Origin of the sequence: Bartonella sp. AA56HLJMS (assembly GCF_042197145.1) — a bacterium.
In the GTDB taxonomy this organism is placed as follows: Bacteria; Pseudomonadota; Alphaproteobacteria; order Rhizobiales; family Rhizobiaceae; genus Bartonella.
Window position 1 is genome coordinate 219,072 of the sequence record NZ_JBHIRL010000001.1, and the last position, 16,128, is coordinate 235,199.

General features: G+C 38.4%; 6 protein-coding genes and 1 tRNA gene. 5 read left to right on the forward strand and 2 right to left on the reverse strand.

All coding sequences use genetic code 11. The features are described from left to right. Positions 1-6: 6 nt before the first annotated feature. Together ACFINI_RS00850 and ACFINI_RS00855 are read right to left on the reverse strand one after the other, a co-directional pair. Positions 7-82, reverse strand: a tRNA-Ala gene (locus ACFINI_RS00850). Positions 83-199: 117 nt separating this feature from the next. Beyond that, positions 200-580, reverse strand: coding sequence for a TIGR02300 family protein (locus tag ACFINI_RS00855; RefSeq protein WP_375611400.1), 381 nt, complete (start codon positions 578-580; stop codon positions 200-202). A 187-nt stretch (positions 581-767) separates the two neighbouring features. On the opposite strand from ACFINI_RS00855, the gene aroA reads away from it, so the two are divergent. From aroA to pncB, 5 genes are all read left to right on the forward strand, one after another. Then, positions 768-2,096, forward strand: coding sequence for a 3-phosphoshikimate 1-carboxyvinyltransferase (gene aroA / locus ACFINI_RS00860; protein WP_375645401.1), 1,329 nt, complete (start codon positions 768-770; stop codon positions 2,094-2,096). Continuing rightward, a complete protein-coding gene (gene cmk / locus ACFINI_RS00865) occupies positions 2,093-2,740 on the forward strand; it encodes a (d)CMP kinase (RefSeq protein ID WP_375611402.1) in 648 nt (215 codons plus the stop codon). Before aroA ends, cmk begins: the two co-directional genes overlap by 4 nt. Before the next feature lie 132 nt (positions 2,741-2,872). Beyond that, on the forward strand, positions 2,873-4,573 hold the full coding sequence (gene rpsA / locus ACFINI_RS00870) for a 30S ribosomal protein S1 (protein ID WP_375645402.1): 1,701 nt from the start codon (positions 2,873-2,875) through the stop codon (positions 4,571-4,573). A gap of 229 nt (positions 4,574-4,802) precedes the next feature. Then, complete coding sequence (locus ACFINI_RS00875; protein WP_375645403.1) at positions 4,803-13,367, forward strand: GH36-type glycosyl hydrolase domain-containing protein; 8,565 nt, start codon at positions 4,803-4,805, stop codon at positions 13,365-13,367. A gap of 132 nt (positions 13,368-13,499) precedes the next feature. After that, positions 13,500-14,804 (forward strand): nicotinate phosphoribosyltransferase, encoded by a 1,305-nt coding sequence (gene pncB / locus ACFINI_RS00880; RefSeq protein WP_375611404.1) that lies wholly within the window; start codon positions 13,500-13,502, stop codon positions 14,802-14,804. Positions 14,805-16,128 lie beyond the last annotated feature (1,324 nt).

Sequence of the window (16,128 nt, forward strand, 5' to 3'; positions counted from 1 at the left end):
TCCTTTTGGTGGAGCTAAGCGGGATCGAACCGCTGACCTCTTGCATGCCATGCAAGCGCTCTCCCAGCTGAGCTATAGCCCCTATAAAAACAAATTGTCCCAAAAAGACAGTATACAATTCCAACTTTTCTAGAACGATCAAAATTGAAGATCAAGAAGAATTTACATTCAATAGAAAAGATGTCCTCTTTTACTTCTTTTAAGCATCGTCATCATTAGAAACACCGCCTCCGAGAATATCAGTAACGTCATCATCTTCATCGTCACCATCATGAGACAAAAATGTATCATCATCATCACCAAGATCTACATCACTATCTTCTAAATCAGGAAGATCGTCATCTTTAGAATCCACATCATCATCTTCAAGAAGCATAAAAGCAGATTTTTCAAGTGCTGTATCAAGCTCCTCAGTATCAACTTCTTCTTCATTATTTGCTTCAGCTGCTGCAACTTCAAAGTAAGAACGCGGATAAGAAATTCCTGTATAGGGCGACACAATAGGATCGCGATTTAGATCGTAAAATTTTTTTCCTGTTTCTGGATCAACACGTTTAGTTCCAAGTTCTTGTTTTGCCATAAACCGTGCCTCTTTGATTAACTATTATTCCATTAAAAGATAAATTTTATGGTGCTTAATCGAAAAATAATACCTTTGTCAAAGATAAATACACTGTTCCACAGTGATTTTTTCATGACGTCTTTTAAAGCATGTGCTAAAGGATGCACAATTTCATAAAAGTTAGATAGAATTAAATAGAATTTCCATGCAAAAAGCAATCCCTATAACCACCTATAAATCGAGTAGTCTCTCTGGAAAAATTCAAATACCAGGAGATAAATCAATCTCTCATCGCTCTCTTATATTGGGAGGATTAGCAAGTGGTGAGACATATATTCATGGATTACTTGAAAGCGCTGATGTACTCAATACAGCTGCTGCTATGCAAGCTATGGGTGCCTGTATTATTAAAAAAGGAGACTTCTGGATCATACGAGGAACAGGGAATGGTTGCCTTTTAGCTGCACAAAAACCTTTAGACTTTGGAAACGCTGGAACAGGTGCTCGTTTGGTTATGGGAATGGTTGGTCCGTATCATATGAAAACAACCTTTATTGGTGATGCTTCTCTCTCTAAACGTCCAATGGGGCGTATCCTTGATCCACTGCGTCTCATGGGGGTTGAAATTGAGGCAACGCGCGACGATTACCTTCCTTTAACGCTTTATGGTCCGAAAATGGCTAATCCGATTCGTTACCGTGTTCCAATAGCTTCCTCCCAAATTAAATCAGCAATCCTGCTTGCTGGACTCAATACCGCCGGCACTACAACTGTTATTGAACCAGTTCTGACACGAGATCATACGGAAAAAATGTTAAAAGCATTCGGTGCGCAACTTGAAATAGAAAAAGATAACAAAGGTGCGCGTTTGATTCATCTTAATGGTCAACCCCATCTTACTGGACAAACGATTCATATTCCGAGTGATCCTTCTTCTGCTGCTTTTCCAATTATCGCAGCCCTTCTTGTAGAAGACTCTGATATCACCATTGAAAATGTTTTGATAAATAACTCTCGAATAGGACTTATCGAAACATTGTGGGAAATGGGTGCTCAAATTGAATTTTTGAACCGACGTCAAACAGGTGGAGAGAATGTTGCTGATCTACGGATAAAATCATCGGTCCTTAGAGGCGTTACGGTGCCCAAAGAACGTGCTCCATCGATGATAGATGAATATCCTGCTTTGGCAGTAGCAGCAGCCTTTGCAGAAGGCAAAACAGTTATGCTAGGAATTGAAGAATTGCGTGTAAAAGAATCAGATCGATTGTCTGCTGTTGCGCAAGGATTAAAAATTAATTGTGTAGACTGTGAAGAAGGTCAAGATTTTCTTATTGTTTATGGAAAAGGTTCTGCCAAAGGTTTGGGGGGGGGGTATGTTGCCACACATCTTGATCATCGAATTGCTATGTGTTTTCTCATTTTTGGGCTTGTGTCAGAAAAACCTGTTACCATTGATGATAAACGAATGATCGCTACGAGCTTTCCAGAGTTTATTCCTTTTATAAAAAAACTTGGGGGGAAAATCGCTTGAAGCCTTTTGTTATTGCCATTGATGGACCTGCAGCCTCAGGCAAAGGAACCTTAGCACGCAAAATTGCTGCACATTATCGCCTTCGTCATCTCGATACTGGTCTTACTTATCGTAGTGTTGCTCATACGCTTTTACAACAAAATTTAGCTCTTAATGATGAAAAAAATGCTATTATTTATGCTAAAGAACTTGATTTTAATACCTTAAATCCTTCTCTTCTTTCTTCTCATGAACTTGGTGAAGCGGCTTCAAAAATAGCAATTAACCCTGCTGTACGCAAAATTCTTGTCGAAAAACAACGCAACTTTGCTAAAGTTTTACCCGGCTGTGTGCTTGATGGGCGTGATATCGGAACGATTGTTTGTCCTGATGCCGATATCAAGTTTTATATTCTAGCCAATGTTCAAACACGCGCCAAACGCCGCTACCAAGAGATTTTAAAAAAAGGTGTTCAAGCAAATTATCATGAAATCCTAGCTCAACTTGAACAGCGCGACAGTCGCGATATAACGCGCAAACAAAGTCCACTAAAACCAGCAAAAAACGCCCACTTGCTTGATACGTCAGAATTGAGTATAGAAGCAACATTTGAAATTGCATGCAGTTTTGTTGATCCAATCATAAAAATGCATATAATTGGATAAATTCGTTAAGGTAACTTCCAGCCTAGCGCTAACTTTTTTCCCTTATTCAAGGGAAAAGGCTAGGGAGTTGCTTATGTTAACACTAACCTAGCGCTCATACCTTATAATACAAGGTATATATTAGGAGTTCTTATGTCACAATACAATCCCACAACAGCGGATTTTGAAACCCTTTTAACAGAATCTTTTCAAACTAATGATCTTAATGAAGGATCTGTTGTTAAAGGTCGTGTTATTGCAATCGAAAAAGACATGGCCATTATTGATGCTGGTCTTAAAGTCGAAGGACGTATTCCTCTCAAAGAATTTGGAGCTAAAGCAAAAGATGGTTCTTTGCAAGTTGGCGATGAAGTTGAGGTTTACATTGAACGCATTGAAAATGCGATGGGTGAAGCTGTTTTATCGCGTGAAAAAGCACGGCGCGAAGAAAGTTGGGTCCGTTTGGAGGAAAAATTCAATGCTGGTGCACGCGTTGATGGAGTGATCTTTAGCCAAGTAAAAGGTGGTTTTACAGTTGATCTTGATGGTGCCGTTGCTTTCTTGCCTCGCAGTCAAGTTGATATTCGTCCCATTCGTGATGTTTCACCCCTCATGCATAATTCACAGTCCTTTGAAATTTTGAAGATGGATCGTCGTCGTGGCAATATTGTGGTCTCACGCCGCACTGTTTTAGAAGAAAGTCGCGCTGAGCAACGTTCAGAAATCGTACAAAATCTTGAAGAAAACCAAATCGTTGAAGGTGTGGTGAAAAATATTACAGATTATGGTGCCTTTGTTGATCTTGGTGGGATTGATGGTCTCTTGCACGTTACAGATATGGCATGGCGGCGTGTTAATCACCCATCTGAAGTGCTCACAATTGGCCAAACGATTAAAGTTCAGATTATTCGCATTAATCAAGATACGCACCGTATTTCTCTTGGAATGAAACAGCTTGAAAGTGATCCTTGGGAAAGCATCAGTGTCCGGTATCCGATTGGTAAAAAAATTACGGGTGCTGTTACCAACATTACTGATTACGGTGGTTTTGTTGAAATTGAACCAGGAATCGAAGGGCTGATCCATGTTTCTGAAATGAGCTGGACAAAGAAAAATGTTCATCCTGGAAAAATTCTGTCTACATCACAAGAAGTAGAAGTGGTTGTTCTTGAGATTGATCCTTCTAAACGGCGTATTTCTCTTGGCTTAAAACAAACATTTGAAAATCCATGGGAAGCTTTTGCTAATAAATTTCCTGTCAATTCGCAAATTGAAGGAGAGGTTAAAAATAAAACAGAATTTGGTCTGTTTATTGGGCTTGAAGGCGATGTTGACGGTATGGTTCATTTGTCTGATCTTGATTGGAACCGTCCTGGTGAACAAGTTATTGATACTTACAATAAAGGCGATATCGTTAAAGCTGTGGTCCTTGATGTTGACATTGAAAAAGAGCGCATTTCTCTTGGAATTAAGCAGCTTTCCAGTGATAAAGTTGGAGAAGCAGCTGCTTCTGGCGAATTGCGAAAAGGTGCAGTTGTAACATGCGAAGTGATTGCTGTTAACGACAATGACATTGGTGTGAAATTGATTGACCACAACCTTGAGACAACCATTCGGCGTGCTGATCTTGCGCGTGATCGTGATGAGCAACGTCCTGAGCGTTTCGCAATTGGGCAAAAGGTTGATGCTCGCATCACAGCATTTGATAAAAAAACACGTAAAATTTCAGTATCGATTAAAGCTTTAGAAATTGCAGAGGAAAAAGAAGCTGTTGCACAATATGGTTCTACAGATTCAGGTGCTTCTCTTGGTGATATTCTGGGTGCAGCTTTGAAAAAACAAGAACAAGATTAATCATCAATCATTAAAGTTGGTGTTATTATTAAGGTCACTCATTAGGAGTGACCTTTTTATTTTCTAAAAAAAATTGTCTGCTTATTTTTAAATTATTGAAACAAAAATTATAAATGCTTGCAAATAAAAACAAAAAGTTTGTTTTTTGTCTAACAACGGTTCACTATTCAGATAAAATGCTTACAATTTAAATAAAAAACGATGTAATTAAATAACAATGGGACATGGCGTGCATAATACCCTTCATAAAATACTTTTTTCTCAAAAAGAGAAAAAAGATCATTTTATTAATACGGATTTTCCTCTTCGTGCAATCTATAAGGTACAGGAAGATCTTTATAACTTAGGGCATGATATAGCTTCTGGTAAAGAAATTTTACTCCCTGAATATGAAGGAGTAGGAGATTTTCGCAAGAGATTGAATGAAAATGCTAAACTTATTCTTCATGCCTTTCATACCAGTGATTTTGCTGCCCGAAATGATGAAACCATCGCACCATCTGCTCAATGGCTCATTGATAATCATTACACCATTGATAAAACCATACAAAAGCTACGTCGTAATCTACCCAAGTCCTTCATAAAGCAACTTCCTCTTTCTACACACAAAGCCGGCATACCACGAATTTTTGCTTTAACTTGGCTTTATATTGCGCATACCGATAGCAGCTTTTCACAAGAAACACTCACTGCTATGACCAACGGATTTCAAGAAGTTTGTGCGCTCACAATTGGTGAATTGTGGACTCTTCCTTCAGTTATGCAAATGCTGCTCATTGAAAATGTCCGTCGTCTTTCAGTACGTATCGAAAAAGCGCGACATATGCGCCATCTTGCTAGTCAAGTAGCTGATAAAATTTCTCTTGTAGAAAATAAAACAAATCCACACTCTCTTTTTACGCAGTATAAACCATTTACTGTTGATCCAACTTTTTCAGCACATTTATTCTATCGCCTGCGCAGTGCATCTGTCGATTCAACCGTAGCATTAACTTGGCTTGAAAAGCAATTGAAAAGCCAAGGTAGTAGCTTAGAGATTGCAACAGCTGATGAACATACCCGACAAGCAGCAGATGGTGTGACCATGGGAAATATTATACGTGCTCTTAAAGCTATAGATGATGTTGATTGGACAGCATGGTTTGAAACAGTGAGTTGTGTTGATTCTATTTTGCGTAAAAATAGTGATTTTTCTGAAATTGATGCTCACTCACGCAATATTTATCGACAAGTCATTGAAAAAGTTTCTCGCTTTTCGCCTCTTAGTGAACTGGAAGTTGCACATAAAGTTGTAGAAATGGCAAATTCCACTTCTAAAGATATGCCTCATCATTCTTGTGTGGGGTGGTACCTTGTTGATGATGGTCGTGGCATATTTGAAAAGGCTTGTGGGTATATTCCGCCCTTTCTCATAAAATGGACACGCGCTTCCTGTTGCTCAAAATTGAGAGTCATCGCCGTTCCTGTCTCTTTTCTGACGCTTGCTCTTTTGCTGGTAATTTACGCCCTTTTACAAATATCTGGCATGACACAATGGATATCTTTTTGCTTTACTGTATTGGCGCTTTTTCCTGCTATCGATGCTGCTTTTGCTTTATTTAATACTGTTGTTTCGTGGTTTGTCCCATCAAGACAGCTCATTGGTTATGAATATAAAGAAGGTATTCCCGAACATGCACGGACAATGGTTGTTGTGCCTACTTTAATGACATCACACGATGATATTGATGAACAAGTGCGCAATCTTGAAGTGCACTATCTTTCTAATCCTAAAGGAGCCATTCATTTTGCACTCATTACAGATTGGGTGGATGCTCCATTGAGAGAAACGCAAGATGATCTTGATTTATTACACTATGCGCAAAAGAGTATTGATAAACTCAATAATCGTTATCATCGTGATGAACTTCCTCTTTTTTTCCTTTTACATCGCCGACGCCTTTATAATACAAGCGAAAAATGTTGGATGGGATGGGAACGAAAGCGGGGAAAACTTCATGAACTCAATCGGCTTTTAAGAGGCGATAAAAATACAAGCTTTTATCCTCCCAATCCACATCTTCCTATGGATTGCCGTTTTGTTATGACGCTAGATTGTGATACACGTCTTACTCCAGAGAGCGTCGCGAAACTTGTTGGAAAGCTTAACCATCCACTCAATTATCCCGTTTTTGATCCACAAAGTGGAAAGGTTGTAAAGGGCTATAGCATTTTACAACCACGCATTATTCCTTCTCTTACAACAGGAAAAAAAACATCAATTCTCCAACGGGTTTTTTCTATCAACCGTGGCATTGATCCTTATGTTTTTGCTGTTTCTGATACTTATCAAGATCTTTTAGGAGAAGGCACCTTTATCGGTAAAGGTCTTTATAATATTGATGCATTTGAACAAGCACTTGATGGAAAAATTAAAGAAAATACTATTCTTAGTCATGATCTCTTAGAAGGAGGTTATGCTCGTACTGCTCTGGTAAGTAGCATAGAAGTCATTGAAGACTATCCAACCGCTTACAATATTGATGTTATGCGTTATCATCGTTGGGTCCGCGGTGATTGGCAGCTTTTGCCTTATCTTTTTCCCCACCGTCAAATAAGTTCCGTGACGCGTTGGAAAATGCAGGATAATTTACGTCGTTCTCTCACTCCACTTATGTGGTTAATCGCAGCATTTGCAGGATGGGCTTTTTTGTCTTTAAAGAGTGCAATCGTCTGGCAACTATTCTTGTTGTTTAGCTCCTTCATTTCACCCATTCTATGTGTATTAAAAACGCTTGTCTCATCCAATATAGATCATTCTTTGCGTGGACATTTTCAATTAATTTGGAACAAAATTGCTCTTACAAGCGCTGATATATTTCTTAAAACGACGTTTCTTGCTCATTCGGCGTATTTTATGACCGATGCGATTATTCGTACACTCTATCGTATGACGATTTCAAAACAGCATCTTCTTGAATGGAAAACTTCTGCCGCAACAAAATCAATACCCAATAGTTTGCGTTTCTATGTTTTTACAATGGCACCAGCATCGCTTATTGGTATTCTTACTATAGCACTCCCTCTTTTTTCTAATAGTTTTGCAAGCTTGGTTGCTTTACCTTTTGGGATATCATGGTTTTTTTCACCCTTCATTGCTTGGATTGTGAGTCAACCTTCAACCTTTCAAGATAGCCTTGATCTTTCTTCAAAAGATAAAAAAAAACTCCGTTCTATTGCACGGCGGACATGGCTTTATTATGCAACCTTTGTCAATGCACAAAACAACTATTTGCCTCCCGATAATTTTCAAGAAGATCCTGAACCTCTTGTTGCTCAACGTACATCGCCTACGAATATTGGGGTTTATCTCCTTTCTATTATTGCTGCACGTGATTTTGGTTGGATTGGTTTTGAAGAGACCATTACCCGTATTGAATGTACATTACGCTCTCTTGCAAAAATGGAAAAGTTCCGCGGTCATCTCTATAATTGGTATGAAACGGATACACTCAGGCCTCTTTTGCCTACTTATGTATCAACCGTTGATTCAGGAAATCTTGCCGGTCATTTGGTAACACTCTCTTCTGCCTTAAGTGAATGGGCTGAAAAACCTCATGTTTTTTTTCAAAGTGATCGAGAAGGCTTATCGGATGTTCTTGCTATTCTTGAAGAAACTGTCAGAGAAATTCCAGATCATCAACCCAGTTTACGCTCTTTACGCCAAAAAATCGAAGAAAACATCACTCGTTTTCATGATTCTATCTTCACTTTTATAGAACAAGAAAATACGATTCCTTCTCACATCATAGATCTTTCACTTGCAGCCCATGATATTGTGCACTTAGTCGGTGAACTTGACCACAAAATTCAAACGATAGAATCTGCTCGTGCGCTTTCTTGGGCTAAATGCCTTATCGACACCTGTAACGCTCATCATCATGATGCTATTGATAATTATGATACTGAAAAATTATGTAAAAAACTAAACCGGTTGGCTATAGCGGCATGGCAAATAGCCTTTGATATGAAATTTGACTTTTTAGAACAGCCTAAACGGCACCTTTTATCCATTGGATATCGTGTGCAAGAAAACAAACTCGATGAAAATTGTTATGATCTACTCGCTTCAGAAGCACGTCTTGCAAGCTTTTTTGCTATCGCAAAGGGAGATATAAAACTTAAACATTGGTTTCATCTTGGTCGACTTCTTGTACCAATAGGTTGGAAAGGTGCACTCCTATCATGGTCTGGTTCCATGTTTGAATACCTTATGCCCTCTCTTGTGATGCATGAACCGTTAGGATCTCTCCTAGATCAAACAAATCGATTAATTATTCGATGTCAAATACAATATGCCCATAAACGGGAATTACCATGGGGTATTTCAGAAGCCGCATTTAATGCTCGCGATCATTTAATGAATTACCAATACGCTCATTTTGGTGTTCCAAACCTCGGACTCCAACGTGGTCTTTCACGCAATGCTGTCATTGCTCCCTATGCCAGCCTTCTAGCGGCACAATATGCTCCTGCTTGCGCTGTCGCTAATTTAAAACGACTTCGTGATCTTGGAGCTTTGGGAACATATGGTTATTATGACTCTGTTGATTTTACCCCTTCACGCGTGAAAACAGGGGAAAAATACGCCGTTGTACGCAATTATTATGCGCACCATCATGGCATGTCTATCCTTGCTCTTAACAATGTTATTTTTCAAGGGCGAATGCGTGATCGTTTTCACCGTGATCCCGTTATTGAAGCAACACAATTGCTCTTACAGGAAAGAGCGCCTCATCTCATTCCTATTATTCATACCAAAGCTGTTAATCGTATGCGCAATAAGTCTCAAGCATTTGACGCAGCCCCTTTGCGCATTATTACAAACCCGTTACTCAAACCACGAGCAACTTTACTTTTGTCTAATGGCTTTTATTCTACCATGTTAACAGCGAACGGTTCTGGTTACAGTCGTTGGCACGATTATGCGATTACGCGCTTTATTCCTGATGCAACAGAAGATCAACAAGGTACTTTATTCTTCTTACGTGATACGCATAGTGGACGGTGGTGGTCTGTTACTGGTGAGCCAACACGTGTTATTGAAGAAGACGCTGTCAGCATTTTTACAGATGAAAAGGCTGAATATACAAAAATGGTTGATGGTATTAAATCAACACTTGAATGTCTTATTACATCTGAAGGATGTGGTGAAGGGAGACGTATTCAACTGATGAATATGACAAATAAAGACCGACTCATTGAAGTGACTTCTTATGGTGAATTAGCACTTGCCACGATGGATACAGACCAAGTTCATCCTGTTTTTTCCCGTATGTTTATAGAGACAGAAATTACTGAAGAAGGTAAAACAATTTTTGCCAAAAGGCGCAAACGCTCGCCTAGTGACCCTGAAATCTATGTTGCTCATTTTGTTTCTAGTACAACAGATATTCTCCAAGAGACAGAAGCTGAAACAGATCGCTCTCTGTTTATTGGTCGGGGGCGATCCATTCATCGTCCTGCTGCATTTGATCAAAATGCTCGTTTCAGTAACAGTCAAGGTTGTGTTCTTGACCCTGTTATGTCATTGCGATGCCGTATAAAAATTCCAGCTCATGAAAAAGCAGAACTTATTTTTTGGACTTTTGCTGCACATACAAAAGAAGCGTTAAATAATCATATTAAACATTATCGACAACCTGATATGTTTCAAAAAGAACTTTCAATGGCATGGACGCGCTCACAAGTCGCATTGTATCAGAGTGGAACTCAGCTTAAAGAAGCTATTGTCTATCAAAAATATGCAACACCGCTTATTTATCCAGAACGAACGTGGCGTCTTCCTTCTGAAATATTAGCAAAAACGCTAGGAAAACAGTCTGATCTTTGGCCCATGTCTATCTCAGGAGACAATCCACTCTGTCTTCTTAGGTTAAATAACGAGGGAAATATAACTGTACTGCGCGAGCTCCTTAAAGCACACGAATATTGGTATATGCGTGGACTCATTGTTGATCTGGTCATTCTTAATGAACAAACATTTTCCTATATACAAAGTACACAACGCGCTCTTGAGTGGGTCTGTGAATCTTATTATCACCATACGCAAAAAGCAGATGAACGCCAACATATTTTCATGCTTCGACGCGATCAAATGAGTGAACAGAGTTTTAAAACGCTTCTTGCATCAGCGCGTATCGTTCTTGATGCCCAAAATGGTTCTTTATCTGAACAACTTAAACGACTTGATAAGAATGATTTTAATCTCACAATTCGTAAAAATTATCAAGAATCTTATGATCAATTAGACTTGCCGAGATATAACGAAGGAAAGCAATTTACAACACAAACTGAACAGAATCTTTTTTCTTCCATTGGTCTTATTAGCCAACAAAAACCCTCCTCTTTTCTCCCAAATGGAGAAGATCTCAGATATTGGAATGGTTATGGTGGTTTTAATCAGCATAATCATTATGTAATACGTCTTCGTGGACGTACCACCACACCGCATCCGTGGATTAATGTTATTGCTAATCACAGATTTGGTTTTCATGTCTCTGCTGAAGGTGCAATTTTTACTTGGGCTAACAATAGCCGCGATTATCAACTAACTCCTTGGGCGAATGATCCAACGTCTAACCGACCAGGAGAAGCTCTTTATCTGGTTGATCGCCAGTCTTTAAAACGTTTCTCACCCGTTTCTACTGTTGAATGTGACGAAAATATTGTCTATGAGGCGTGTCATGGGTTTGGATTCTCAACTTTTAAATCAACACATTCAGAAATCGCATTAGAACTGACTCATACACTTGATCCCGAAAAACCTATTCGCTTTTCACGTCTTATCCTTACGAATGAAGGGAAAAAACCACGCAGTTTACGCCTTTATAATTATGTTGAATGGGTTTTGGGAAATGTCCGTACAAAATATGCCCCCTTTATTGTTTCCTCTTATGAGACCAGATGGGGTGCACATTTTATTCAAAATCCCTATCACATCGAGAAATCTCAACAAGTTACATTTTTATCAGCATCCGAAATGCCAACCAGCACGACGACCAATCGCGCTGAATTTATTGGTGCAACGGGAACCGTAACACGTCCAAATGCGATCCGTAAAGCCGCTGCTCTTTCAAATACCATTGAAGCAGGATGTGATCCTTGTTCAGCATTCACCTATGATATTGATCTTCAACCAGGGCAAATAAAAGAAATCATCTTCTATCTTGGCAGTGCTGAAAATAGGCAAGAAGCTGAAAAATTACTCAATCAAGTACGTGCAAGTGATTTTGAAATTCAGCTCACAAAACAGAAACAGCAATGGAGTGATTTTGTTTCTTCTTTCCAAGTCAAAACACCTGATGCTTCTTTTAATCTTATGGTCAACCATTGGCTTCCTTATCAAATCTACGCATGCCGCATCATGGCACGCGCAGGCTTTTACCAAGCGAGTGGTGCATTTGGTTTTCGTGACCAGTTACAAGATAGCTTGTCTTTGTTATTGCTGGAACCACAATTAGCACGTGAACAATTGTTAAATGCAGCAGCGCACCAATTTCTTGAAGGTGATGTGCAACATTGGTGGTTGCCTGACACAAATGCTGGTGTTCGTACATACATTTCTGATGATATCGTTTGGCTTGCATATGCAACAGCTCTTTATGTCACTACCACTGGGGATGACGCTTTTCTTGATACGCTCATTCCTTTTATTGAAGGTGATGTTCTCAAAAGTGGGCAACAGGATGCTTATTTTCAACCCACCCAATCCCCAAAGGTTGCAACAGTTTATGAACATTGTGTTTTAGCTTTAGACCTTGCCATTAAACGCTGCGGACCACATGGTCTCCCTCTTATTTTAGGTGGGGATTGGAATGATGGCATGAATTTGGTCGGTGTGGAAGGAAAAGGCGAAAGCATTTGGTTAGGATGGTTTCTTGGGTACACATTACAAACATTTATTTCTTTAGCCAAAAAACGTGGTGATAATAGCCATATGCAAATATGGAGTACGTACCTTGAACATTTAACAAAATCCCTAGAGAAAAACGGTTGGGATGGTGCTTGGTATCGACGTGGTTATTTTGATGATGGAACACCTCTTGGCTCTAAAATCAATGATGAATGTCAAATTGATACCATTGCTCAATCTTGGGCTGTCATTTCTCAAATGGCATCGCCTGAACGTCAAAAACAAGCGATGAAATCAATGTTGGAACAGCTCTATGATAAAAAAGGCGGACTCATTCGCCTTTTTTGGCCGCCTTTTGATAAAAGTACGCTCGAGCCTGGTTATATAAAAGGTTATCCTCCAGGAATTCGAGAAAATGGTGGTCAATACACGCATGGTGCCATTTGGAGTATTTTTGCGTTGGCTGAAATGGAACAAAACGATAAAGCTTATGCTTTATTTTCTATGATAAACCCAATTACCCATGGACAAGATCCTGAAATTTATCGTGTTGAACCTTATGTGATGGCTGCAGATATTTATGCTGTTGAACCACGATGTGGTCAAGGCGGTTGGACTTGGTATACAGGTTCAGCCGGTTGGTTTTATCGCGCCGCAACACAAGCTATTCTTGGAATACAGCGTCAGGGAGACCTATTATTTTTGCAGCCACATTTACCCTCTATTTGGCCAAAATATGAAGCAACAATGAAGTTTTATGATGCCGTTTATAGCATTAAAGTAAAATGGGGACCTAAAAATATGCTCTATGTTAATAGCAAAGAATATACCGAAGTTCATACAGGGATAAAGTTACAAAAAACAGGTCAGCATGAAATTATGCGTATTGTCAAATCTTAAAGATGAAAGATGGAAAAAGAGAGTAGGCTTTTTATTCTTGCCCAAAACTGTAGAGTTGTTATATTGCACCGTTTATATTAGCCGTGTTGGTGCATAATATTTTAGATTTTATGAAAATGAAAGAAAAAGGTTATGAATCATCCGGATATTGCTAGACGTGTTTACAATCACACTTGGAAGCTTGATCCCATTATTCGCTCACTTCTTGATACGGATTTTTATAAGCTTCTTATGGTGCAGATGATTTGGGGGTTATACCCTAATGTTAATGTTACTTTTTCCCTCATAAATCGCTCTAAAACAATACGTCTTGCCGATGATATTGATGAGAGTGAATTACGTGCTCAACTTGATCATGCTCTTAGTTTGCGCTTTACAAAAAAAGAAATGATCTGGCTTGCTGGTAATACATTTTATGGACGCAAACAAATTTTTGAACCGGATTTTCTTCAGTGGCTTGAGAATTTTCAACTCCCAGAATATGAACTCACCCGCAAAGATGGCCAATATATCCTTCATTTTCATGGACCCTGGGCCCATAGTTCCATGTGGGAAATTCCTGCCCTTGCTATTATTAGTGAATTACGTTCACGTGCTGCTCTCAAAAAACTAGATCGTTTTGCTCTTGATGTACTTTATGCGCGTGCTAAAGCAAAAATGTGGAGTAAAGTTGAACGTCTCAAAAAATTGCCTGATATTAAAATATCTGACTTTGGGACAAGGCGCCGCCATTCTTTTTTATGGCAGCGCTGGTGTGTGGAAGCATTAAAAGAAGGTATTGGTCATTCTTTTACTGGAACTTCTAATGTTCTTCTTGCCATGGATACGGATTTAGAAGCTCTTGGAACCAATGCACACGAATTGCCTATGGTTATTGCGGCTCTCAGCAACAACGATGATGAATTACGCAGAGCTCCGTATCAAGTCTTGCAAGATTGGAATCGTTATTATGGTGGAAATCTTCTCATTGTTTTACCTGATACCTTTGGTACAGAAGAATTTTTACGCAATGCACCAGATTGGGTCGCTGATTGGACGGGTTTCAGACCCGATAGTGCGCCTCCTATTGAAGGTGGTGAACGTATTATTCAATGGTGGAAAGAAAAAGGAAAAGATCCACGCAAAAAACTTTTAATTTTTTCTGATGCTCTTGATGTCAATACAATTGAAAAAACCTATCATCATTTCCATGGTAAAGTGCGCATGAGTTTTGGATGGGGCACGGATCTTACCAATGATTTTACAGGTTGTGCACCTCAGGAAATTGAAACTCTTGATGCTCTTTCCCTTGTTTGTAAGGTGACCTATGCCAATGGTCGACCAGCCGTAAAACTTTCAGATAATCCTGAAAAAACGATTGGTGATTCAAAAGAAGTACAACGTTATCTCAATTTTTTTGGTAATAAAAAGCGAATTGCTAGACCTATAAAGACATAGTTTCCGGTTCTTTAAAACAAGTATATTGATTTATCATATTGTTTATAAGATTGATTTTTGTCCTACTCTAAGGACGAGGATTCTTAACCTTTGCTGGTCTGTAAACAGTTCGGCTGTTTTTGAGCAGATTCTACTTGGCCTACCACGCATACGCTTCACTTACATAAGGCGCGATAGATAAGACTTAAAAATATTTACGACGCATTAAAAAAATACTTAACGAGCCAAGGAAGTTTAACCAAGGAGATTTTCTCATTTTAACCCTGTTAAATCAAGCACACTCATCTCCTTGCATGTATGAAGGTTTTCAAGTTCTAAGGGTTATTGTTGTAGTTTGACAGTAGGTTTTATACTAAGTGGGAAGAGGTTGGATTAAGTAGGAATACGTGGTAATTTGTTGTTTTTATGTACAATTTTGACCATTCAATGCGCGTTTTATCAAAATAGATTTTGACACCTAAAATTGCAAAAATTACCGAAAATCAGAAAAAAGTGCGTTTCCATAAGTAAAAATGAGAAAAGGCTTTCAAAACCCTTTGAGAACATCTTTAAACTCTTTGAAAAAAATAAATTGGTACAAAATCTAGTGTCAAAATATACAAAACCAGATGACAAGCTATAATTGTAGCATTAGGAATTACTAAGGCAACATTGGAGGATGACAAATAGCATGGTGACTATTGGTGTGCATTTTGAAAGGCAAGGATGATGGTGCTCAAATAGATTTTATACACGTTACAATGAGATTTTACTTTATCCATGTATAGTCTGCTATTATGAAATGAGTAAAGCGTTGAGAAATGTTTCATTAAAAATAAATGTGTAAATAACATGATTTGGGAGACCTTTTGTTTTACGTGAGGGGCATGACTTCATTAAAAAACAGAGAATGCAATAATATTTTTATTTCGAATAAGCTTTATACAAAGACAGAGAAATTATTTATTCGCATATTATAATAAGAATGCGTGTATATATAAAACCATTTGAAAAACTCTGTTGTTTCTTATGAATTATTCTTAAGTTAATAACAGATGTAACATTAAAGATTGATATAATAGACCGGCTTCTTAACTGTATAAGTATAAAAATGATGGTGTTTAGTAAGCTTTGTATTATATCCTCATTAAGAGATATGAAAACAAACGAAATGTCTTTTAGAAAGAAATGACTATCATATCAATGACTTTTTAATGATGTATATGTAGAGATTCATACAAACATGCTTTACAAAAATAATGACTCTCTTCCATGAATGTGATTTATCATTGTTTACCAAGTGAGAACATTTTGAGTGTTCATAAAAATTATTTCACAAACATAT